We start from the raw sequence: 23,264 nt of genomic DNA, 5'->3' as shown, positions 1-23,264 counted from the left end.
GGATGGCCCGGAGGTGGAACCCCCGGGCCATTGCCAATCTTGCGATTATCCGCCCTGTAATTCCTTCACCAGGTTCGGTGCCGGATAGAGCGTTTCGAGCGCCACCTGAATCGCCTCGGTCGAGACCGAAACCGAGCGGTTCATGGTGCCATCGTAGCCGTAGTTCCCGCCGATCGAGTGGATATTGCCGTCAAACGCGGTACCGATAACCGTCCCATCCCTGTCGATTACCGGTGAACCCGAATTGCCGCCAATGATGTCATTGGTGGATACGAAATTGTAGGTGGCGTCCGCATCAAAATGGCCCTTGTGCGCAGCGAACGCGGACGGAAGATCGAACGGCTCGTAGCCCGTTGCGCGGTCATAGGTACCGCCCATTAGCGTACGATAAGGCACATCCTGGCCGCGCTCTTCCCAGCCCTTCACCTGGCCGTAGGATATGCGCAGCGTGAATGTCGCGTCCGGATAGACGCTGTCACCATAAGCAGCGAAGCGGGCATCAGCGAGCTTGCCGTTGGCGATCGAAAGCGGCGCCGAATAATTCTCGTCGATCCACTTCTGGTTCTGGCGCTGGAGCGGCTCCAGCCTCAGGGCGTACTGGATCAGCGGATCATCCGAAGCCTCGATTGCCTCCATTCCGCCTTCCCATAGGGCCTTGCGCACTTCAGGATCAGCCAGCTTGGTTTCCGTCACCAACCGTTCGGCCAATGCCTCAGGGCTTTCCTTGCCCAGCAACAACTGGCTCTGCGGATCGCCAACGCCGAGGTATTCCCGCGCCTTAGAAAGGCTCCATTCCAGCCACATTTCTTCGAGCCACGGATAGATCGGCTTGGCATCGGTGATGTTCTTTTCGAGCAGCGGCAGCGCACTGTTAGTGTAGCCGGGCAGCCTTTCCGCATTGGGCTTTTCGCGCTCGATCGCAGCAGTCACCAGCGAATTCGCGTAACCGAACAAATCGCCCGATGGAGTGTCGTAGCGATTGGACAGATATACGTTGCGCAGTCCGGCGACAGCAGCGTCAATATCCGACCATGGATCGCCGATTTCCGCATTGCCAGCCACCTGCGCCCGAAGATCGGCCTCTTGCGCTGCCAGCCTGCCCATAAAGCCGGCATCGTTGAGCGCCCTCGACCAGCCGATGAACACTTTGAGGCTGTTCTCGATCTGGTCGAGCGTATCCTTGCCTTCACGGGTCTTCTCAGCAGACTGGCTCATCTCGTTGATAAGCCGGCCACGAAATTCCGACACGGTCGCCAAGAGTATCGGCACCTGGACCTCACGATTGAAGGCCAGCCTGCTCTGCGTATAGAGGCGCGAAGTCGATCCGGGATTGCCCACAACGAAGGTGATCTCGCCTTCTTCGGGAGCGCGCGGATTCCACTCAAGGTGGCTCGGCGTGCTCACCGGCTTGCCGTTTTCGTAGGCGCGCAGGAAGCTCGCATCCATTGAGTAGCGCGGGAAATTGAAGTTGTCGGGATCGCCGCCGAACTTGCGCGCGCGATCTTCCGGAGCCCAGGCAATCCGAACGTCCGAGTACTTGCGGTACTTGTAGAGCTTGTACTCGCCGCCGCCATAGAGCGAGACGACCTGGCAACGCTCGGTCGCCAGATCGTTACAATTGGCGGATTCGATCTCTGCGATTTTGGCATTGCGCGCCATGGTCAGAGCTTCGCCAGTCATACCAGCGAAAGACGCCTTCACGTCCGAAGTGACGTCGCTGATCGAGGTTACGACTTCGGCTTGCTGACCGGGGCATTCCTTTTCGTCCGCGCGGCTGGCGGCGATGAAGCCCTTCTCAAGCAGGTCATTCTCACTTGTCGAATTGTCGAACAGGCAGGTCGAGATGCAGTGATGGTTGGTCAGGATCAGCCCATCTGGCGATACAAAACTGGCCGAACATCCGCCAGTGAGCCGGACAGCTGCAGCCTGCACCTTGTCGAGCCACACCTGGTCGGGTGCCCAACCGTAGTCCTTGGTCATACGCTCGGTCGGGAAGGCGTCGAACGTCCACATGCCTTCATCGGCCTGCGCCGAGGTCGCAGCGAAAGACGCGCTGACAAGTGAAACACCAGCAATAAGCGCTGAACGTAACTTCATAATCTACTCTCCGGTTGCATTTGAAACCGCAATTGGCGATTTGCCCTTGCCAAGTCCAGCCATTCGCTAAGCTGAATGACGATTTCTCACATTGGTGAAACTTACTTGCCTCGCAATCGTTTCGAGAACACATGACAATCCGGATCCAGACCAACTTCACTTTCCAGTGCGACCAGCCGACCGACGTGATGCTGCAGTTCGAAGCAGCCGACATTCCGGAACAGCACCTGCACGAGGTATCGAGCAAGATTTTCGCCAATGAGAACTTCGCGCGGGTGCCCGCGCAGGACGATATCGGCGAGCGGATCTGGCTCAATGCCGAAGGGCGGATCGACATTGCCTATACCGCGCAGGTCGAGATCGAGCGGATGACCCCCTCGGTCTCAGGGCTCGACAAACTGCGCCCGCGCGATCTTCCTGGCGATACAATCAAGTACCTGTTCGATTCGCGCTATTGTCAGGCCGATCGACTGCAAAGCTTCGTCGAGGCCGAGTTTGGCGATCTCGAAGGTGGAGCGCGGATTGCCGCATTCCGTGACTGGATCGCAGAACACCTGACCTACGAGCCGGGAAGCAGCAATGCCAACACCACTGCTCTCGACAGCTTCGTCGAACGGCGCGGGATTTGCCGCGATTTCGCCCATGTCATGATCGCCCTGAGCCGCGCTTCGGCAATCCCCGCCCGCTACGTCGCCTGCTATGCACCGGGCGTTACCCCGCAGGACTTCCACGCGGTGGCCGAAGTCTTTCTCAAAGACGGTGACGGTAGAGCCGGCGGCGCGTGGCACCTGGTCGATGCAACCGGAATGGCCGAGGCGGCGGAAACGGTGAAGATCGGCGTCGGCCGCGACGCAGCCGATGTCAGTTTCCTGACCAGCTTCGGCAGCATACAGTTGCTGGACCAGCAAGTGAACGTTATCACGGGCTAAGCCATTCTATTCCGCACGCCACTGGCGAGCGGGCCGCATCACTGCTAGAACAAATGCTGCGATGCACCAATTGGGCGCGTCGCCCCTGCAAGTCCGCAGCTGGCAGGATCGTATTTGGGGAGACGATTGGACATGGATTTCACAGCCGACCGGCTGCTCTTGTTTGGTGCGACGGGTGACCTGGCGCAGCGCATGCTGCTGCCATCGCTGTGCGCTCTCGATGCAGATGGCCTGTTGCGCCCCGATCTCGAGATTATTGGAACTGCGCGTTCGGATATGGACGATGCGGGCTACCGCCAGTTTGCGCGCGAAGCGCTGGAAAAGTACCTCCCCGCCGATCGCCGCGGCAGCATGGCAAATTTCCTCAATCGTCTGTCTTACCAGTCGCTCGATGCAACCACTCTCGATGGGTTTGACGCCTTGGCGAAGAAGGTCGGCGAACCCCAGCATGGTCTCGCGATCTTCCTTTCGACCGCGCCGAGCCTGTTCGAACCAACCATCAAGGGACTGCAGCATGCCGGGCTCGACGGCGCGAATGTCCGAATGTGCCTGGAAAAACCGCTCGGAACCGATCTCTCTTCTTCGTGCGAAATCAATGACGCTGTCGCCAGCGCCTTTCCCGAAGAGCGCATTTTTCGCATCGATCACTACCTCGGCAAGGAGACGGTCCAGAACCTCCTTGCGCTCCGTTTCGCCAATATCCTGTTTGAGCCGCTGTGGAACGCGGCGCATATCGATCACGTCCAGATAACGGTTGCCGAAACCGTCGGGCTGGAATCGCGCGTCGCTTATTACGACGATTCCGGCGCCCTGCGCGATATGGTGCAGAACCACATGCTGCAGCTGCTCGCGCTGGTCGCGATGGAACCGCCTTCGAGCTTCGATGCAACCGCCATCCGCGACGAGAAGGTCAAGGTACTGCGTGCATTGCGCGAAGTGGGCGAGGCTGAAACGGTTACCGGACAATACCGCGCCGGAGCGATTTCGGGCGAAGCCGTTCCGGGATATGACGATGAACTGGGCAAGGAGTCGGACACCGAGACCTTCGTCGCCATCAAGGCGCATGTCGACAATTGGCGCTGGAAAGGCGTGCCTTTCTACCTGCGTACCGGCAAACGCCTGCCCGAACGCGTGACCGAGATCATCGTCCAGTTCAGCTGTGTGCCGCACTCGATTTTCGCCGAGAAGGGCGCGAAATTGAAACCAAACAAGCTGGTGATCGGCATCCAGCCGAAGGAAAACATCCGCATGTCACTGATGGCGAAAGTCCCCGGACTAGACCGCGAAGGCGTGCGGATGCGCGAAGTGCCGCTCGATATCGCCATGCCGGACGCCTTTGTCGGTCAGCACCGCCGCATCGCCTATGAACGCCTCCTGCTCGACCTCATCGAAGGCGACCAGACGCTGTTCGTGCGCCGCGACGAGGTCGAAGCGCAGTGGGAGTGGATCGATGCCATCCGCGCCACATGGGAGGAAGAGGGGCAAACCCCAAACACCTACACCGCCGGCAGCTGGGGTCCCTCCGCCTCGATCGCGCTTGCCGAACGCGACGGGGTAACCTGGCATGAGTAATCGGGCATGAGCGAGCAAGGCAAGCTCGATACGGTTCCCTCGCTGGTCGAGCGGCTGCAGGACCTGCACCAGCGCACGCGCGAGACGCCGCTGTTCAATCCGGTGTTCCAGCTTTCGCATGACATCTCGCGCCGGCTCGAATCGGGCGCACTTGACCTCGGGAATATCGACAGCCTGATTGCCGAGTTGGAATGCGATGCCCTGCAGAGCCGGTCCAAGCGGCTGCGGAGGATGGTCGGGCCGATCGGGAGGCCGCATGACTGGATCGGCACGGCAACTGACTTCCAAACATTCCGCGCGACTTGGGAAAAGCCGCAACTTCACGCAGTGTTTACCGCGCACCCCACTTTCCTGCTGACACCGCAGCAGACTGGCGCTGTCGCCGAGGCAGCCTCGGGTGAGGAGGATATCGGCAAGGAGGCCTGCGTCGCGCCGCATGATCGGCCTGCGATTACGCTCGATTTCGAACACGAGCGGGCCTTGCGCGCGATCGCCCATGCGCAGGACGCGCGCGATGCAATGGTCGGGCAATTGCTGGGCGAGGCCGAGCAGCGCTGGCCGGAAGAGTGGCGCGAACTTGCTCCGCAACCCTTCCGCTTCGCCAGTTGGGTTGGCTACGACATGGACGGGCGAACGGACATCAAATGGTACACCTCGATCGCCTATCGCCTCGGCGAGAAAGCCCAGCGTCTCGAGCGCTATGTCGCGCAACTCGAAGCAATCGATGCCTCGCACGCGCTGCTCGGTACACTCCGCCCGGCTGCACAATACGCAGCAGAGCGTGCGCAGGATTTCCTCGAGGACCTTTCGGAGCCCACTGCGCTTTCCGCCGCAGCCAATCGGCTGACCGAACCGCATGAGCACAAATTGCTCAGCCTCGCGCCGATTATCGCGCAGCTTGACGCTGAAGCAGCGGAATCCGACCGGGAGCGCGCAGTCGCATTGAAAGTGCTCACCGCGGCAATGCGCGCCGACGGGCTTGGAATGGGCTGGGTCCATTTCCGGGTGAATTCGAGCCAGCTGCACAATGCCATCCGCCGCCGGATAGATCCTGACAACACCCTGGATCTCGCCAGCCGCGGAGCGATAGCCGCGCTGCGCGAAATCCTCGCCACGGTAGAGCCGCTACGCAGCAACTTCGCAGCGCTGGCGATCGAAAGCAGCACCGCGATCCGGCAATTCCTGGCAATGGCGCAGATCCTGCAGCATGTGGACGCGGACACGCCGATCCGCATGCTCATTGCCGAGTGCGAGCAACCGACCACCATCCTCGCCGCTCTCTATTTCGCACGGCTTTTCGGGATCGAGGACAAGGTCGATGTTTCACCGTTGTTCGAAACCGAAAGCGCGCTCGAGCATGGTGGCCGTTTCCTCGATGCCCTGCTCCGCGAACCAGCTTACCAGGATTATGCCAAGAAGCGCGGCCGGGTCGCGATCCAGACCGGCTTCTCGGACGCCGGCCGTTTTGTCGGGCAGGTCCCGGCAAGCCTCGCGATCGAACGCCTGCAGGGCCGCATGGCCGAAGCCATGGCCAAGAACGGCCTCACCGAAGCAAGTGCCTTGATCTTCGACACGCATGGCGAGAGCATGGGCCGCGGCGCGCATCCGGGCGGCTTTCCCGACCGGCTCGAATGGCCGCTATCCCCCTGGGCGCGGCGCCGTTTCGCCCGCGCGGGTATCCGGCTGGAGCCCGAAGTCAGTTTCCAGGGCGGTGATGGCTACCTCTATTTCGAAACGCCCGAACTGGCACGTGCCACACTGGAAACAATTGCCGCCGAGCGGCCCGCGGAAACCGATCCCGATGCGCCAACCGACCCATTCTATCGCCGCACCGACCTGAGCCTCGATTTCTACCGCGCGATCCGCAGCCACCAGCGCGAGCACTTGGAAAGCAAGACTTACAGCCGCGCGATCACTGCCTTCGGCCTTGGCCTGCTCAATGAGACCGGCAGCCGCAAATCGCGCCGCCAGTCCGACCTGTCGGCGGATCGCGACATGTCACTGCGCCAGATTCGCGCGATCCCGCACAATGCAATCCTCCAGCAACTCGGCTATCCGGTGAACATCATCTCGGGGATCGGCAGTGCGGCGGACGGCAATTACGAAGACCTCGCCGCGCTCATCAGCGATAGCCCGCGTGGGCGCCAGATTATCCGCCTCGTGCGCGCTTCCAATGCGCTCGCCAGCATCAAGACGGTCGCCGCATTCGGCGAACTGTTCAACTCTGCCTATTGGGCAAGCCGTCCCTATCGCGGGACCGAAGAAAATCTTGCCCAGGCTTGTGAATCGCTGGCGGAATATCTCACCAAAGACGATCGCAACGGGGTGTTCCGCCGTCTGGCCTCGCGGTTGCGGGTCGACGCACTCAAGCTGCACCGCCTCCTTGATCTTCTTCCCGATGAAAACCCGCTCGAAGACCGCGAGGATATCCGCCGCCGGATCGGCGTGCTGCAGGCGCTGCGCCTCGCGCTGCTCCAGCACATGTTCCTCAAGGCCGTTTCGATCCCCGCCTTTAGCCGCGCCAACGATATCAGCCGCGACGACGTGCTGGAGATGGTCTTCACGCTGCGAGTGGACGATGCCCTGCGGCAGCTGCGCCGTGCCTACCCGACCAGTTTCCCGCAGATCGACGACTTCGCGGTTGATGAACCAAGCGACTATCCCGACGGCGAAGGCGAAGGTTATTCGGCGATCCAGAAGAACTACATCGATCCGCTAGAGCGCGCTTACGATCTATCGCTCCGCGTCAGCACCGCCATCGCCAACGAGTTCGGCGCGCACGGCTAGCCGCGCCGCGCGGGCTCCTTCGTGACGAACCAGCCATCTGATGTGCGGGCCAGCATCGCACCGGCGATGTTGACCTGTTCTCCCTCGCCGGTCTCGCGCATCAGCCGCGCGAGAGCGCCTAGTCGTGGTGGCTCGGCGATTTCCTCGATCATCCTTGCGACCACCCGCAATTGCAGCGCAAGCGGGGCGTAGGATTGGTATTCCAGTGTGCCGCCCACCGCGTGCACATGTCCTGTCCACTCGCGCTCGGCCGCCCACACCAGAGCCTCTTCGGCATCTGCGAGGTTGGAAGCGCTTGCAGCGACGGCTTCGATATCGAGCCAGTCGGCCTCTGAAAGCGCCTTGCGAATACGGGCACGATCGAATTGTTCGTTCGTATTCGAAGGGTCCTGGGCCGCTGCAACACCGCTAGCCGACAAGATTAATTCCAGTTCGGCTTTGCGCCAGCCTAAAAGCGGCCGCAGCAACGGAATATCGGTGCCGGGAATGGATGTGGTGCGCCTCACTCCCGCAAGGCCTGATAGGCCTGAACTACGGTTGAGCCGCATCACAAGCGTTTCGGCCTGGTCGTCAGCGTGGTGGGCAGTCAGGACTGCATTGAGCGAATTTCTCACAGCCCATTGGGCCAGTGCCACATAGCGCGCGGCACGCGCCTCCTGCTGGAGATTGCCGCCTGCCACTTTAACCGCAAGCGTTTCGTGCGGGACTTCGAGTTTGGCGCACAGATCGGCCACCAAGGCGCATTCCGCGCCGCTTTCCTCGCGCAATTGGTGATCGACGCTCGCTACAGTGATCCGACCGGGCATGGCATGCGCGGCAAGCAGCAGCAAAGCGAGGCTGTCGGGGCCACCTGAAACAGCCAAGCCGAAAGTCGCGCTTTCGAGATCCGCACTCCAGAGCGCTTCGAGATCGGCGCGAAATCGCGCGGCTAATTGAGGATCGAGCTTCGTATCAATTGCACGATACTTTCGCGCGATTGGCTTCGTACTGATCCTGCAAGCGCCCGGCGGCCAGCGCCGGATAGGTTTCGCCGAATTCGGCGAGCGCAATGCAGGCTCGGTCGGTATCCTGGAGCGCAATCATGGACTCAGCAAGATACAGCAGGCTGTCGGGCGCGCGGCGGTCCTGCTTATCAGCCTGGTAATTCTTGAGGAACCAGGGCGCAGCCTCGCGCGGCTTGCCATCGTCGAGATACGCGCGTCCCAGCAGGTTTCGGCCATAGGTCGTGCGCGAATGATTGGGGTATTGCTCGAGGAACAGCGCCAACTGCTGCTGCGCCTCAGGGTAGAAGCCCGCATTCCACAGGCGGAAACCGTAGGTGTATTCGTCTTCGCCGGAATCGTCGGTTTGGGGCTTGGCGATGGCCTGCACCGCGGCGAGCCGCTCATCGGTGGGTCCCGCCGGAAGCAGGTCTGCGGGCGCGCTCGGTTCAGGCTCCGCAACCGTTGCGGCAGGCGCTGGCGTAGCTGCAGCAGGCTCCGATGGTGTGGTCGCTGGTTCGCCGTTTGTCTCCGCAGTGGTCGCCGAAGCACCTGCTGCCATTTCGAGTGCCGCAATCCGCGTAGTAAGCGCGCGCAGCGAGTTGTCATTCTCTTCGACCTGGCCCGTCAACCGCTGGATCTGCGATTCCATTGCATCGAGCCGCGAGAGGATATCCGTGACAGCCGTGGTCGATGGGGTGGAAACCGTAGTGCCCTGTCCCTGGGCGGAAGAAATCTCCGGTTCGAAGAAGCGTCCGTCCCCGCCAGGGAAAACCTTGCGCTGGAGCGCACGCACTTCGGCCTCGAGCTTGCGGACGCGCTGTTCGCTATTGTCCTGCGCCATCACCGGCAGTGCTGTGAGCGCCGTAGCGCCGAGGGCTGCTGAGGCAATGGAAAGGCGGATCGTTCGAGCGATTGTCACTTGTGTGCTCCCGTATCTGGTCTGGTCCGGCGGCGTAGGAGAGGAACGCCCGTCCCCGCCACCCTGCTATAGAGCGCCATTGTTGTCGAGCATGGCTGAATGCTACGTGGCCGAATTGTCCACCGGCAAGGGCGTTTCGTCATTTGAAGACGCGGATTCCTGCTGCGCGGGCGCGACTATCGGCGGTGTAGCTGCCGCACTTGGCTGAGGGCGGGGTGTCGCCGCTGTCGCCTGTGCGCTTGGAGTAGTAGCCGGGCTCGCGCTCACCGCTGGCGAAGGTGAAGGCCGCGAAACCGTAGAGGCCGCTCGCATAGTGGCAGCAGGCGCCGCGTCACTCACTACCGTTTCATTGCGTGCCAGCAGCGATGCGGCATCGATCGCGACATCACGCAGAACCGTGTCTTCCTCGGCCAGCTTGGGCACCGCACGGCCGCCGATGGTGATGGCCAGTGCATCAGGGCGTCCGGTCCATATTTGCGGGGTAGCTGCATCGGCGGGGACCGCGAAGCGCTCGCCTTTCGCCATCTGCTTTTCGAAGAGGCGGCTTCCGTTACCGTCATAGAAACGCGCCCAGATGCCATCCTCCAAAGCGGTGAATACGACTTCTCCGCCGGGATCAATGGCAGGTTCTTCGCCCGCTGGGATTTGCGGCGTCTCCTCTGCCACGGGATCTTCCGCCAAAGGCGCCGGGCCAGAACCGGGTGCAATATGGCTGCGGTAGAAGGAAAAGCCGCCGATGATGAGCAGCAGCGCAGCGAGACCCGAGAACCACGCTAGTCTGCGCGAGGGAATGCGCGCCGGATCACCCGGATCGAACTGGTCCGCATGATCGCGGCCATGATCCCCGCCGGCGGACAGCTCGGCGCGGACATCGGCAGCAATTAGTTTCTCATCGAGGCCAAGCATCCGCGCATAGCTACGCGAGAAGCCCACTGCATAGGTGCGTGCGGGTAGCGCGCCAAAATCACCATTCTCGATCGCCAGCAGGTGACGCTCGGGAATCCGTGTCTCTGCGGAGACCTGTTTGAGGTCCAAGCCCTTGGCTTCGCGGGTTTCGCGCAGCATCTGTCCCACGCCGCCAAGCGTGAGCTGCTGCTCTTCCTGCCCCTCAATCTCTTCGTTCATAAACTGACCCGTGCGACCTGTGGTTTTGTGTTGACGGACCTCATGCGGGGGCGCGCTCTTGTGTCAAGCTCCCCGAAATGGGTCTGTTTCGCTTATAGACCGAACGCGCGAAACGCGCGATGAATTCATTCAAGCTCGATATCGCGCGCACTCGCCCAGTCCATCAGCGCCTTTCGCAATTCGGGCGGCGGCGAGGCCAGCCAGCCGTCCATCGCGGTAGTGATTTCTTTCAGATCCACCTTGCGCACCAGTTCCTTGATCGGACCGACCGCCGCCGGCGTGATCGAAAAGCGGCGATAGCCGATACCCAACAAGGCCAGCGCTTCCAGGCGCCGCCCACCCATCTCGCCGCACACGCCAAGGTCGATATCGTGCCCAACCAGGTTTTTCGGAATACGGCGCAGAAAACGCAATATCGCCGGGCTGGCCCATTCGTAGCGGCTGGCGAGCTTGGGGTTGGCGCGGTCCGCCGCGAGCAGGAACTGCGTGAGGTCGTTGGTGCCTACCGACAGGAAAGTGAGCTTGCCGACAAGCTGGTCAAGCACTTCGGCAAGTGCCGGCACTTCCAGCATCGCCCCGTAGTGGATCGCCTCGGGTGGTACCCTCTTGCGCTTCTTCAGGTAGGCAAGCTGGTCTTCGAACACCGCCTTGGCCGCATCGAATTCCCACGGCTCCGAGACCATGGGGAACATCACATAGAGCGTGCGGCCCGAAGCCGCCTCAAGCAGCGCCCGCGCCTGAGCCTTGAGCAGGCCCTCGCGCTCGAGCGACAATCGTAGCGCACGCCAGCCCATCGCCGGATTCTCGTCAGCACGACTTGATTCCGATTCGAGATAGGGGACAGCCTTGTCGCCTCCGATGTCGACCGTGCGGAAAATGACCGGCTTGTCACCTGCCCCGTCGAGCACGTCGCGGTAGAGCCGGGTCTGCTTCTCACGCTGCGGCAGGGCCGCCGAAACCAGAAACTGGAATTCGGTGCGGAACAGGCCAATGCCATCGGCGCCGGTGAGAGCCAGCGAGGCAACATCATCGCGCAGGCCGGCGTTCATCATCACTTCGATCCGCGTACCGCAGCGCGTGAAGGGTTCGACATCGCGCAGTTCGGCATAGGCTGCCTGGCGTTCCTTGGACTTGGCGAAGCGGCCCTTAAAGGCATCAAGCATCGGCTGGCTCGGCCGAATGGTGACACGCGACTGGTCGGCGTCGAGCAGGATCTCGTCATCATCGCCCAGCACACCGCGAAGGCTCTTGGTCTGGCCTAGCACCGGAATGCCCATGGCCCGCGCCACGATCACGACATGCGCGGTTAGCGAACCTTCCTCGAGCACGACGCCCTTAAGCCGCCGCCGGTCATATTCGAGCAGCTCGGCCGGGCCCAGATTGCGGGCGATCAGGATCGTGTCCTGGCGCAGGCCTTGTGTGGCGGCGGTGCCCAACTGGCCCGAGACGATCCGCAGCAGACGGTTCGACAGGTCTTCCAGGTCGTGCATCCGGTCCGCCAACAGCGGGTCATCGATTTCTCGCATCCGCATGCGGGTGTGTTGCTGGACGCGCTCGATCGCCGCCTCCGCGGTCAGCCCGGAATCGATCGCTTCGTTGATGCGACGCGACCAGCCTTCGTCATAGGCGAACATCTTGTAGGTCTCGAGCACCTCTTCGTGTTCGCCACCGACACCGAATTCGGCCTGGCTCGCCATATTATCGATCTGGTCGCGCATGCGATCAAAAGCGCGGTAAACTCGCTGGCGCTCGGCCTCGGTATCCTCGGCCACGATCTGGTCGATCGTGACACGCGGCTGGTGGAATACTGCTGTGCCTCGAGCCAGTCCTTTGACCAGCGCCAGCCCCTCTACGACCACAGGCCCTGTCTGCGCCTCGGTGCGCCCGAGCGCCTGCTCTTCGTCAACCAACTCCGCATTGGCGATCAATTCGGACAGCACCATTGCAGTCGTCTGCAGGGCTTCGATCTCGATATCTTCATAGCGCCGCGGATCGACATGCTGCACATTGAGTACACCGATCACCCGCTCGTGGTAGACAATCGGAACCCCGGCGAAGGAATGGAATTTGTCTTCGCCGGTTTCCGGGCGATACTGGAAGTCGGGATGCGCTTTTGCCTCTGCAAGGTTCAGCGTTTCCATATTTTGCGCGATGCTGCCGGTCAGGCCCTCGCCGAAATCCATCCGGGTTACGTGGACCGCGCTTTGATTAAGGCCGCGCGTGGCGAAAAGCTCAAGTGCCCCTTCGCGCAGAAGGTAGATCGAGCACACCTCGCTATCGAGCGCTTCACCGATGATTTGCACAACACGGTCGAGCTTGCCTTGCGCGTGCATGCGCGCGGCCATCACTTCGTGAAGGCTGAGAAGTATCTGTCTGGCTGCTGCGGCTGCGCTCATGCGCCACCGCCTATAGCAAAGCCGGTGCTATGAAAATGGCGCGCGGTGGCTGCGCGTCAAATATGTTCGAGCTCTTCCTTGATCTTGAGCTTCTTGAGTTTGATCTGCTTGATCGTCCCTTCATCCGGCGCTGGTCGGTTCATTTCGTCTCGAAGTTTGGCTTCGAGACCTGCATGCTTTGATTGCAGTGCTGCGACGTGGGACGATTCCATTGGCATCTCCTCAAGGTTGTGCGACCCAGGAAACGACTCGTCCGGCGCGGACGAGCCGCGTTCACACATCAAGCCACAAAATCGACGGTTTGCGAAGCCCCTTTTACAGAATTTCTGCTAACCGACGCCAAGACTGCGACGAATCGCAAAGTTGGGATACCGGGATTGACCGAACAGGAACTCAGGAAGCGCCTGGAAGCGCTGAAAATCGAACACCGCGATCTTGATGCGGCGATCGAGGCACTTTCCGAGGCCGGCCGGCAAACGGGCTTCGTGGACCAGTTGCAGCAACAGCGATTGAAGAAGCGCAAGCTGAAACTGAAGGATCAGATCGCTGCTATCGAAGATTACCTTCTTCCAGATATTATTGCTTGAGTTTCCGTATCTTAATCCAGAATCGAATGTCCCGATATGGGACAGGGGACATGGGTGTGTGGATGGAGATGGTTAAGATACTGGTGCCGTTCATCTCGAGGCCCTAGCTCTTTATACATGCGATGGACGAGTGACATCAGCGAGCCGATTATCGAGGCGCTTTATAGCGAAGCCCTCGTCATGGCCGACGAAGTCCGGGCCCGGTTTGACCTGGCACCGGTCGAAGATGGTGTTGTCCAGTCCGACAGCGAGAAGCTGGCGCATTCGGTCGAAGGGCTGCGTACCACCACGCGGATGATGCAAATACTTGCCTGGCTGCTTAACCAGCGCGCCTATTTCTCGGGTGATCTCAGCGAAACGCAGCTGCGGCGCCACGGAAAACTTCCCGATGATCGCGAAGCCGATGCCGAGCAAGTCGCACTACTCGAAGTGGAAACGCAGGAACTGATCCGCCAGACCGAACAGATGCATAGCCGCATAGCCCGGCTCGACGACGCGTGGCGCAGCGGCTTCGAAGTCAATATTCCCACGGTCCGCCAATTGCGCGGTCGTCTCGAAGAGGCTGTCGGAAGCCTTTAGCGCTAGCTCGCTGCAAGCGCCTTATTCCATCGCGCCAGGCGCTCTACCCTGACAGCCTGATCCATATCCGGATCGAAGCGCGCAAGCTGGCCGCGCATAGCTGCAGCAGCTGTTTCCAGATCATCGTGCAATCCGCAGCCGCTTGCCGCGAGCATTGCGGCACCCAGCGCAGTGGTTTCGACGAAATCGGGCCGCTCGACCGGGAGATCCAGCACATTGGCTAGGTCCTGTGCCATCCAGTCATTGGCGCTCATCCCGCCATCGATCCGCAATGTCTCCCACGGTGCACCATCGGCGGCGAAGGCCGATGCAAGATCGTGGGTCTGATGCGCCATCGCCTCCAGCGCCGCGCGCGCAATCTCTGCCTTCCCGCTGGCAAAACTCAGGCCCGCGATCACACCGCGCGCTTCGGAGCGCCAATGGGGCGCTCCCAGCCCCGATAGCGCCGGGACAATCACCACCTCGCCGCTGCTATCGATCGACCGCGCCAATGCCTCCGTTTCCGCCGCAGTTCCTATAATGCCGAGGCTGTCACGCAGCCATTGGACAAGGCTGCCCGCCACGAACACCGAACCTTCGATCGCATAGATACGCTTGCCGCCGAGCTGGTAGAGCACGGTTCCTAGCAAGCGATTGTCTGAAGTGGGAATATCGCTGCCCTTGTTGGTCAGCACGAAAGCGCCGGTGCCATAGGTGGCCTTCGTCTGGCCCGGCGCCAGGCAGGCCTGGCCGATGGTCGCCGATTGCTGGTCGCCGGCCAATCCCGTAATCGGGATTTCCGCACCAAGCCATTCCGATTTGCAGTGGGCGAGCGCGCCGGAATTGTCGGTTACTTGGGGAAGCGTCCCAAGGGGCACTTCGAACAGATCGCACAGCCCTTCGTCGAATTGCGCGCCATCGAGCGCCATCAGCAGAGTGCGGCTGGCATTACTGGCATCGGTGATATGCGTGCCGCCCGAAAGCTTGAACACCAGCCAGCTCTCGATGGTCCCGAAGGCGAGCGTGCCCTTGTCGGCTGCACCTTGGACCGCCTGTTCGTTGCGCAGTAGCCAGCGCATCTTGGTGCCCGAGAAATAGGGATCTAGCAGCAGGCCGGTCGCCGTCTGGACGCGCGGTTCCTCACCCTGCTCCTTGAGCGCGGCGCAGAAATCGGCCGTTCGGCGATCTTGCCACACGATGGCGCGCGCCAGCGGCTCGCTTGTATCCTTGTCCCATGCAACCACCGTTTCGCGCTGGTTGGTGATCCCGATGGCCGCGATCCGATCCGCGCCGCCGATCTGCTGGGTGACCGAGCGCGCGCATGCCAGGGTCTTGTCCCAGATTTCGGCGGCATCGTGCTCGACCCAGCCGGGCCGCGGATAATGTTGGGTCAACTCTTCCTGCGCGAGCGCCTGCATTGCTCCATCGGCGCTGAACGCCATCGCCCGGGTGGAGGTGGTGCCCGAATCCAGAACCAGTATCGTTTCGCCCATCAGCAATCCTCTTCGTTGGCCGGCCAGGAAGCCGTCTCAGCCGACCCTATCTCTATCGGGGCGTGACATGCGGCAAATCGCGCCCCATATGCAAGCCATGCCCGAGATACCGCCCAAACCATGGCCCACCGGGAAGGCCGAACAGCTCGAGCCGCTGGTTCGGCGCGTGCTCGCACCCAACCCCTCGCCCTTCACCTATACCGGTACGCAGACCTATGTTGTGGGCGGCGAAGCAGGCGTGGCGGTGATCGATCCCGGTCCGGATGAACCCGATCATGTCGCGGCAATACTCGAAGCGATCGGCGATGCTCCCGTAGTCGCGATTATGTGCACCCACACGCACCGCGACCACTCACCCGCAGCAAAGCCGCTGGCCAAGAAGACCGGCGCGCCGATTGTCGGCTGCGCACCGATCGATCTCGAAAATCTCGACCTTGGTGAATTCCGCGCGGACGAGGCGTTCGACGCCACCTATGAACCCGACCGCGTCCTGCTCGACGGCGAAGCCATGACCGGTCCGGGTTGGACATTGCGTGCAGTTCACACGCCGGGGCACGTTTCGAACCACCTGTGTTTTGCACTCGAGGAATCGGGCGCGCTATTCACTGGCGATCATGTCATGGGCTGGTCGACCAGCGTGGTGATCCCGCCCGATGGCGACATGGGCCACTACATGCTCAGTCTCGAGAAGCTGCAGAACCGCGAGGACACGGTCTATTACCCGGCGCATGGTGCGCAGGTCGACAAGCCGAAGCAACTCATTCGCGGCATGATCGGCCATCGCAAGCAGCGCGAGAACCAGATCGTGCGGCTATTGAGCGAAGGTGCCAAGAGCGTGGAACAGGGCCTCGTCCCGCTGATGTACAAGGGGCTCGATCCGCGGCTGGTCAAGGCCGCAGCGATGTCTGTCGAAGCGCATTTGCTCGATCTGGAACAGCGAGGCCTTGTCGCTCGTTCCGATAATGTATGGCAGACGATCTGAAAGAACGCAGCGCCCCGGTGGCAAGCCCGCCGACTACGCGAGAGACACCATTGGCAAGGGTACAAGCCGTGCCATGGATGATCGTCATCCTGCTGCTGGCGGCAACCGCATGGCTGACATGGCGCGCTTTCATTTATCAGGAAGAAGGCGATCCGGTGGGCAGCGCCATGCTCGCCTTCGAAAAACAAAATTCACTGGTGGTGTTCTCCTCACGCTTCGAAGTGGTTGCCGAAAGCGTGGATCGTCGCGGGATCGCTGGGATCGACATCCTCAAATCGCGTCAGGCCGCGATCATTCCCGCTACCGTTGAATACCGGCTCGACCTGTCGCAAATGGATCGGGACCGTTTCCTGTGGGACGAGGAGAGCGAGAACCTGTCGGTGATCCTGCCGGTTCTGAAGATCTCGCGGCCCAATCTCGATGAGGCAGAGCAGCGCGTATTTACCGAAGGCAACTGGGTCACCCGCGATGCATCATCCGATCTTGCGCGCAGCAATTCGCGTGTCGCCGAACGCAAGGCAGCAGAATTCGCCAAGAACCCGGAAGTCCTCACGCTCGCGCGGCAAGCGGCGAAAGATGCAGTGCGGCAGAACCTCGCGATCCCGCTACAGGTAGCAGGCTATGGTGATGTGACAGTCGATGTGCGCTTCGACGGAGAAGAAGTGCCGGCAAGCTAGGCGGTTAGCGCTTCGTACTTGCCGTCGACAAACGCCTTGCTCAGCTCGAATTTCTGGATTTTGCCCGATCCGGTGAGCGGATATTCGTCGACCCACACCCAGTAAAAGGGAGTTTTCTGCGGCGATAGGCGCTCGCGAACATAGGCTTTAAGCTCGCCCGGCGACGGCGCATCCACACCTTCGGACTTGCGCATGAAGCAGGCGACCTGCTCGCCCCATTTCTTGTCCGGGATACCCGCCACGGCCACCTCCGCGATCGCGGGGTGCTCGATCATTGCGTTCTCGATCTCGGCGGGGAACAGGTTCTCGCCCCCGCGGATGATCATCTCCTTCACGCGGCCGGTGATTTTTACAAAACCGCGCGCATCGATGGTCCCGAGATCGCCCGAGTGCAGCCAGCCCTCCTCGTCGATTGCAGCAGACGTCGCTTCGGGATTGTCATTATAGCCCGCCATGACGTTGTACCCGCGGACGCAGATCTCGCCCTGCACTTCCAGCGGACATACCGAATTGTCGTTCACATCGCGGATCGACACTTCCATATGCGAAAGCGGCTGACCGATGGTCTGCGTGCGATCGACATCGTTGTCGTCGCGCCAACCCATCGTAATCACGGGCGAGGCTTCGGTCTGGCCGTAAACCACCTGAATCGGCGCGCCGAATACCTCCTCGGCATTGCGAGCGAGATCGGGCGCAACCATCGCCGCACCGCTCATAAGCGCCTTTGCGCCCTGCATCTTGCGGCCCGACCGGCGTACTTCGTCGATCATCATGACCAGCATTGTCGGCACTCCGCCAACGAACTCGGGTTGCTCGCGTTCGATCACCTCGATCATCATCACCGGATCGAAGAATGGCAATGGCGTGATCGTCCCCCCGACGACCAGCGCCGCGAATACCTGCGCCGACGCTGCTGCGTGGAATAGCGGAGTGGGCAGGACTTCCTCTTCCCCCGCCTGGAAATTCCAGCGCGCGAACATATCCGCGCCGTTCTGCAACACCGCCCCTTGGCGCAGCAATACGCCCTTGGGAAAGCCGGTAGTGCCCGAGGTGTATTGGATCTGGAGGATGTGATTGTGGTCGGTTTCTCGTAGCTCGCCAGGAGCGTCACAGGCATGGAGCGCTTCGTTATCGCTAATATCGATGATCGTCCCGACTGTATCCAGATCGCCGCAGGCTTCGTCGATGATCGGTCTCAATGGCGTACCGCGCGCATCGGGCCCGTGGTAGATTGCCTCGGCACCAGACTGCTCCATCACGTAGCGCAGCTCTCGCGGGATATAGGCCGGATTCACGGTCACGATCGACAGGCCAGCAAGCGCGGCAGCGTACTGCACGATCACCCATTCGGGGCAGTTCATAGCGTAGATCGCGATTCGGGCTCCCGCCGCATGGCGCACCGCCATCACCCGGCCAAGCCGCTCGCAGTCATCGCGTAGCTCGGCGAATGTCCACTCGCGGCCAATCGCGCCATTGGGCAGAATCTCGCGCAGAGCCTTGATATCGCCGCACTTCTCTGCCTGTTCGCGCAGCAAACCGGCGATGGTCATCTCGCGAAACGGGGTGTCGGTCTGCGCTGGAAAATGCGATTCGGTGAGCTTGACGTTATACATGATCGTTCTCCCGAGTCGGCAGGCTAGCAGCGCCGGTCACTAGCGATAGTATTTTCCCGACGCGGGAATTGACGCGTGCTCGAACGCACGCTTTATTTGGCGAGGGAGATCGAGAGGGGGAGTTAAGCCATGGCAAGCATAGCCGATCCGCAGCATCAGCGTGTACGCGGCAGCACGCGCTTTTTCACGATCATGGCAGTGATCATGTCACTGGTGATCGTGGCCGGATTCTCGGTTCAGCTGGCGATGGGCAGGTCGACCTTTTCCGTACCGTGGCCATATCATGTGCACGGCGTGATCTTCATGAGCTGGATCGGGCTTTACCTCGCCCAGCACTTCTCGATCTCGGCGGGTAATGTCGCGCTACACCGCACGCTTGGCAAGCTCGCCTATTTTTGGATTCCGCTGATGGTGGTGTTCGGCACCGTCATCATGATCGTGGTCGCTCGACGTACAGGCGGCCCGTTTTTCTTCCATGTCAGCGAATTCTTGTGGAGCAACATTATGCTGGTGTGGTGCTTTGGCGGATTGGCGTGGTGGGCGCTGAGGCGACAGCGCTATACCGGCTGGCACCGGAGACTGATGCTGTGCGCGATGGCGATCTTGACCGGTCCGGGGCTGGGACGACTTCTACCGGCTCCCTTGATGATCCCGCATGCGTGGACGATCATCACTCTATGCACGATGGTCTGGCCGCTCATTGGAATGATTGTCGATTGGCGGCGCGATGGCCGCGTCCATTCCGCCTATTGGTGGGGGCTGGGCATCTATTTCGCGGTGTTCGTCATCGGCTTGGCGGTTGCACATACAGGTTTTGGTATGAACGTGACCGAGAGCGTCATTGCCGGAACGCCTGGCGCCGAGCGCCCGATGGAAGCGTTCCTGCCGCCCGGCTTCACGATGTAGCCCGGCTCAACGCCACTTGCAGGGAACGCACTCGCTTATCTGCCCGTTGCATCTATATGGGTGAGCACACGCAACCACACGGATCCGATTCATGAGCGTCGAGACGAAACTTCCTACCGGTGACGACCTGCTGGCCGAGATCAACCGGCTGCGCAAAGAGAAGAATGCGGTGATCCTCGCGCACTATTACCAGACGCCGGACATCCAGGACCTGGCCGATTTCGTCGGGGATTCGCTCCAGCTGTCGCAAATGGCCGCCGAAACCGACGCCGACGTGATCGCCTTTTGCGGCGTTAAGTTCATGGCCGATACCGCCAAGATTCTCTCGCCCGAAAAGATCGTCGTGCTGCCCGATATGGACGCAGGTTGCAGCCTCGAAGACAGCTGCCCGCCGGAAAAGTTCAAGGCTTTCCGCGAAGCGCATCCTGATCATATCGCGCTGACCTACATCAATTGCTCGACCGAGGTGAAAGCCCTCAGCGACGTGATCGTCACCAGTTCGAGTGCCGAAACGATCCTCCAGCAAATCCCCGAAGACCAAAAAATCATCTTCGGACCTGATCGTCATTTGGGCGGCTATCTGAGCCGCAAGTTCAACCGCGAAATGCTGCTTTGGCCGGGCGTGTGCATCGTTCACGAGGCTTTCAGCGAGACAGAGCTCCTCAAGCTGAAAGAGCAGCATCCCGATGCGCCCGTCGCTGCGCATCCAGAATGCCCGCCGACCATTATCGACCATGCGGACTATGTCGGATCGACCAGCGGTATCCTCCAGTTCGCCGAGACCTTCACCGGTGACACGCTGATTGTCGCCACCGAGCCGCACATCATCCATCAGATGGAAAAGGCGCTGCCGAACAAGAATTTCATCGGCGCGCCGGGTGCGGACGGCAACTGCAGCTGCAATATTTGCCCCTATATGGCGCTCAACACGATGGAGAAGCTCTACGCCTGCCTGCGCGATCTGGAGCCGCGTATCGAGATCGAAGAAGGCCTGCGATTGCAAGCCAAGCGGAGCCTCGACCGGATGCTCGAAATGGCCAGCGGAACCATCGGCCAAGGTGATCTGGGCAAGATCTAGGATCGCGCGACACGGCCCCTAGGCCTGTCCTACAGCCCGCCAATCCTGCTACCCGGGTTGGTGCGCGGATGGCGCGCGCGCATGTAGGATCGCGAAAGTTGACATTCACGTCCACGATTTCTAACTTATCTCATTGTTTTTGCATCGATAGGTCGGATCGGCGGAGTTTTGCAAAGACTCCCTGTGAGTGCTCCATTCTGCGACAGAAGATAGACACCCGCGCAACCAACCCAAAGTTCGCGCGTTCTCACGGAGTACAGCAGGGGAATCGCGCATGAGCCAACGCCTGAAAGCCGCCTGGGAAGCGGTCAATGCCAGCTATTGGTTCTATCCCGCGCTGTTTGCGGGCCTGGCCGTGCTGCTTGCCCTGTTCACTGTCCACCTCGACAGGAGCGGATGGGCCGACTGGCTCGGCACCATCGAATGGCTACAGCCTGCCCGGCCTGAAGGGGCCTCCAACATGCTGACGGTGATCGCCGGAACGATGATTGGCGTCGCCTCAACCGTTTTCTCGATCACCATTGCCGCAGTTGCCTATGCCAGCGGGAATTATGGCCCGCGATTGCTGACCAATTTTATGGAGGATCGCGGCAACCAGTTCAGCCTGGCAACCTTCATCGGTACCTTCGTCTATGCCTTGACCGTGCTCCGGTCCGTGCGAATGGCGGACGAGCAAACCTTGTTCACTGCTGCCGAAAGCACGGCCATGTCCGGCTTCGTGCCGCAACTTTCGCTGCTTGTCGCTTACGGACTGATGGCACTTTCGATCGCGGTGCTGGTGTTCTTCCTCAATCATATCCCCGCCTCGATCCGCATCAACTCGGTACTAGAAGGAATCGGCCAGCGGCTGATCAACGATATCGGCGAGCGCTTCCCCGACAGCGCCAGCGCGGCGGTGGAAATGAAAGCACCGGAGGGGCGCCCGGTGACCGCCGACGATACCGGCTATATCCAGCGGGTCGACTGGAACCGGCTCGAACGGATCGCTCAGGCCGCCGGCGGTCATCTCAAGCTGGGCGTGCGGACTGGCGATTTCGTCCATCCGCAAGTGCCGCTCGCCTTTTGGTCGGACGACGACCAGCTCGACGATCTGCGCGACGATGAAATTCGCCAATGCTTCGCGCTGGGGGGCATGCGCACGCCGGGCCAGGATCTGCATTTCCTGATCGACGAACTGGTCGAAATCGGCCTGCGCGCACTTTCGCCGGGTATCAACGATCCATTCACCGCAATCACGGCAGTCCACTGGCTGGGTGCGGCCACAGCCGAGTTAGGCGGTCGCGATCTCACCCGGGCTTACGGTGGTAATGAAGATGCCGACGAGGACCGGCTGGTGCTGCTGGATGACGATTTCGCGCACTACATCAAGCGCAGTTTCGGCGCGATGCGCTCGGCGGTAGCGACCAGTCCGGCGACAGCTGCCGTCACCTTCGAGGCGCTGGTAAATGTCGCGACTTCGCTTGATGATGAGACGCGCCGCAAGGCGCTCGCCCAAGAGGGCGAACAATTGATGCGTCAGGCCCGCGAAAGCCTTGCCGGGCCGGATCTCGAAACGGTCGAGGCCCGTTTTCGGACGTTCGAGAAACGGATTGTGCGTTAGCCGCTGCGCATCCGCGCGATGACAAGCGCACTGCCGACCAGCACCATCCCGGCGATGTCGAGCGGTGTGAGCAGCTCGCCAAAAACGCTGAACCCGATCAGTGCTGCGACCGCGGGCTGGGTCAAGAGCGCCAGTCCGATGACCAACGGCGGGAAATGGCGGAGTACGAAGACCAGCAGGCCTTGTCCGACGAGCTGGCTCGAAATGAACAGGACGATGATTGGAGTCCAGTCGGTCGGCCAGACCGGCTCTCCAAGCACCAACGCGATCACGAGTAACAACGGGCTCGCGAAGATGCTGACCCAGACCAGCAGGCTCCAGCCGCCGATGGCTTGCCGCGCGCCTTGCAGATTGATGAGATACACCGCGTACAGCAGCCCTGCGGCGAGGCAAAACAGGTCGCCGATGAAGGTCGAGGTCGAAATCTCCAGGCTGCGCCCCATGAGGATCGCTGCGCCAGTGAGCGCGAAGACAATCGCCAGCCATTCGTATCCGCGCGGAGACGCACGCGCCACGATGAACCCCCAGAACAGCAACACGATTGATCCGGCATTGCCAAACAGCGTCGCATTGCCGAGCCGTGTCAGTTCGATGCCGATGTGCCAGCTGGCGAGATCCAGCCCAAAGGCGATTGATCCCAGTGCGACGAGGACAAGGGTGCGGCGCGGGATGCCGGTCAGCTTCTGTCCGGTGCTACGCGCGAGCAAGGCTAGGAACGGCAACGCCAGAAACAAACGCCAGAAACCGGCGGAAACCGGGCCAGTATCCGCCAGCCTGACGAGCCATGGCCCGCAGGCGAGCGCCACATTGCCGACCAATAAGGCGAGAATCAGCAGAGCGCGCCGCAGCGGCGAATCCTCGCCCGAATGAGTTGCACTCTCAATACTCATGCTTGCGCCCTAGCGCGCCGCGCGGCAGGGTCGAAGAAAATAGTATCAGCCCACATCAACGGAGAATCCGCT

Annotated in this window: 19 protein-coding genes; 10 read left to right on the top strand and 9 right to left on the bottom strand. The window is 61.1% G+C overall.

The genetic code is table 11. The annotated features are described in order from the left end of the window. Positions 1-45: 45 nt before the first annotated feature. The gene (locus tag ACEWMW_RS07220) at positions 46-2,097 is read right to left on the bottom strand and encodes a S46 family peptidase (protein ID WP_409413207.1); all 2,052 of its coding nucleotides are present in this window, start codon (positions 2,095-2,097) and stop codon (positions 46-48) included. A gap of 131 nt (positions 2,098-2,228) precedes the next feature. Here ACEWMW_RS07220 and ACEWMW_RS07215 point away from each other — a divergent pair, with 131 nt between their 5' ends. From ACEWMW_RS07215 to ACEWMW_RS07205, 3 genes are all read left to right on the top strand, one after another. Further along, a complete protein-coding gene (locus ACEWMW_RS07215; protein WP_409413206.1) occupies positions 2,229-3,026 on the top strand; it encodes a transglutaminase-like domain-containing protein in 798 nt (265 codons plus the stop codon). A 132-nt stretch (positions 3,027-3,158) separates the two neighbouring features. Then, positions 3,159-4,598 (top strand): glucose-6-phosphate dehydrogenase, encoded by a 1,440-nt coding sequence (gene zwf, locus ACEWMW_RS07210; RefSeq protein ID WP_409413205.1) that lies wholly within the window; start codon positions 3,159-3,161, stop codon positions 4,596-4,598. Positions 4,599-4,604: 6 nt separating this feature from the next. Continuing rightward, positions 4,605-7,385: a phosphoenolpyruvate carboxylase gene (locus tag ACEWMW_RS07205; RefSeq protein WP_409413204.1), complete on the top strand. Its 2,781-nt coding sequence runs from the start codon at positions 4,605-4,607 to the stop codon at positions 7,383-7,385. Here ACEWMW_RS07205 and tilS read toward each other — a convergent pair. The 5 genes from tilS to ACEWMW_RS07180 all read right to left on the bottom strand — a co-directional run bounded on the left by tilS (position 7,382) and on the right by ACEWMW_RS07180 (position 13,020). Continuing rightward, the gene (gene tilS / locus ACEWMW_RS07200) at positions 7,382-8,248 is read right to left on the bottom strand and encodes a tRNA lysidine(34) synthetase TilS (protein ID WP_409413203.1); all 867 of its coding nucleotides are present in this window, start codon (positions 8,246-8,248) and stop codon (positions 7,382-7,384) included. The two genes, ACEWMW_RS07205 and tilS, sit on opposite strands and share 4 nt — an antisense overlap. A gap of 88 nt (positions 8,249-8,336) precedes the next feature. After that, a complete protein-coding gene (locus ACEWMW_RS07195) occupies positions 8,337-9,209 on the bottom strand; it encodes a tetratricopeptide repeat protein (RefSeq protein WP_409413623.1) in 873 nt (290 codons plus the stop codon). A 180-nt stretch (positions 9,210-9,389) separates the two neighbouring features. Further along, positions 9,390-10,412 carry a helix-turn-helix domain-containing protein gene (locus ACEWMW_RS07190; protein ID WP_409413202.1) on the bottom strand — a complete coding sequence of 341 codons (1,023 nt, stop codon included), beginning with the start codon at positions 10,410-10,412 and terminating at the stop codon, positions 9,390-9,392. A gap of 125 nt (positions 10,413-10,537) precedes the next feature. Next, positions 10,538-12,808 carry a phosphoenolpyruvate--protein phosphotransferase gene (ptsP, locus tag ACEWMW_RS07185; protein ID WP_409413201.1) on the bottom strand — a complete coding sequence of 757 codons (2,271 nt, stop codon included), beginning with the start codon at positions 12,806-12,808 and terminating at the stop codon, positions 10,538-10,540. Between the two features lie 56 nt (positions 12,809-12,864). Then, positions 12,865-13,020: a DUF465 domain-containing protein gene (locus ACEWMW_RS07180; RefSeq protein ID WP_409413200.1), complete on the bottom strand. Its 156-nt coding sequence runs from the start codon at positions 13,018-13,020 to the stop codon at positions 12,865-12,867. A gap of 165 nt (positions 13,021-13,185) precedes the next feature. Here ACEWMW_RS07180 and ACEWMW_RS07175 point away from each other — a divergent pair, with 165 nt between their 5' ends. Further along, positions 13,186-13,395, top strand: coding sequence for a YdcH family protein (locus ACEWMW_RS07175; RefSeq protein ID WP_409413199.1), 210 nt, complete (start codon positions 13,186-13,188; stop codon positions 13,393-13,395). Positions 13,396-13,512: 117 nt separating this feature from the next. Beyond that, positions 13,513-13,974, top strand: coding sequence for a DUF1465 family protein (locus ACEWMW_RS07170; RefSeq protein WP_409413198.1), 462 nt, complete (start codon positions 13,513-13,515; stop codon positions 13,972-13,974). Positions 13,975-13,976: 2 nt separating this feature from the next. Here ACEWMW_RS07170 and glpK read toward each other — a convergent pair whose 3' ends face one another. Continuing rightward, positions 13,977-15,446, bottom strand: coding sequence for a glycerol kinase GlpK (gene glpK / locus ACEWMW_RS07165; RefSeq protein ID WP_409413197.1), 1,470 nt, complete (start codon positions 15,444-15,446; stop codon positions 13,977-13,979). A gap of 97 nt (positions 15,447-15,543) precedes the next feature. Between glpK and ACEWMW_RS07160 the strand changes: the two genes are divergently transcribed. Beyond that, complete coding sequence (locus ACEWMW_RS07160) at positions 15,544-16,428, top strand: MBL fold metallo-hydrolase (protein WP_409413622.1); 885 nt, start codon at positions 15,544-15,546, stop codon at positions 16,426-16,428. Next, on the top strand, positions 16,413-17,105 hold the full coding sequence (locus tag ACEWMW_RS07155; protein WP_409413196.1) for a DUF4230 domain-containing protein: 693 nt from the start codon (positions 16,413-16,415) through the stop codon (positions 17,103-17,105). Before ACEWMW_RS07160 ends, ACEWMW_RS07155 begins: the two co-directional genes overlap by 16 nt. Here ACEWMW_RS07155 and ACEWMW_RS07150 read toward each other — a convergent pair. Then, entirely contained in the window at positions 17,102-18,718 is a 1,617-nt protein-coding gene (locus ACEWMW_RS07150; RefSeq protein WP_409413195.1) for a class I adenylate-forming enzyme family protein, read from the bottom strand. The genes ACEWMW_RS07155 and ACEWMW_RS07150 overlap by 4 nt on opposite strands. A gap of 129 nt (positions 18,719-18,847) precedes the next feature. Between ACEWMW_RS07150 and ACEWMW_RS07145 the strand changes: the two genes are divergently transcribed. From ACEWMW_RS07145 to ACEWMW_RS07135, 3 genes are all read left to right on the top strand, one after another. After that, positions 18,848-19,624, top strand: coding sequence for a hypothetical protein (locus ACEWMW_RS07145; protein WP_409413194.1), 777 nt, complete (start codon positions 18,848-18,850; stop codon positions 19,622-19,624). 91 nt (positions 19,625-19,715) lie between these two features. Next, positions 19,716-20,702: a quinolinate synthase NadA gene (nadA, locus tag ACEWMW_RS07140; RefSeq protein WP_409413193.1), complete on the top strand. Its 987-nt coding sequence runs from the start codon at positions 19,716-19,718 to the stop codon at positions 20,700-20,702. 274 nt (positions 20,703-20,976) lie between these two features. After that, complete coding sequence (locus tag ACEWMW_RS07135) at positions 20,977-22,302, top strand: DUF2254 domain-containing protein (protein WP_409413192.1); 1,326 nt, start codon at positions 20,977-20,979, stop codon at positions 22,300-22,302. Here the strand turns inward: ACEWMW_RS07135 and ACEWMW_RS07130 are convergent. Continuing rightward, positions 22,299-23,192: a DMT family transporter gene (locus tag ACEWMW_RS07130; protein ID WP_409413191.1), complete on the bottom strand. Its 894-nt coding sequence runs from the start codon at positions 23,190-23,192 to the stop codon at positions 22,299-22,301. The two genes, ACEWMW_RS07135 and ACEWMW_RS07130, sit on opposite strands and share 4 nt — an antisense overlap. Positions 23,193-23,264: the final 72 nt, after the last annotated feature.

Origin of the sequence: Litorerythrobacter xanthomarinus (assembly GCF_046254955.1) — a bacterium.
Lineage (GTDB): Bacteria > Pseudomonadota > Alphaproteobacteria > Sphingomonadales > Sphingomonadaceae > Qipengyuania_C.
The sequence above is the reverse complement of the archived record's forward strand: the minus strand, read 5'-3'. Positions and strand labels throughout refer to the sequence as shown.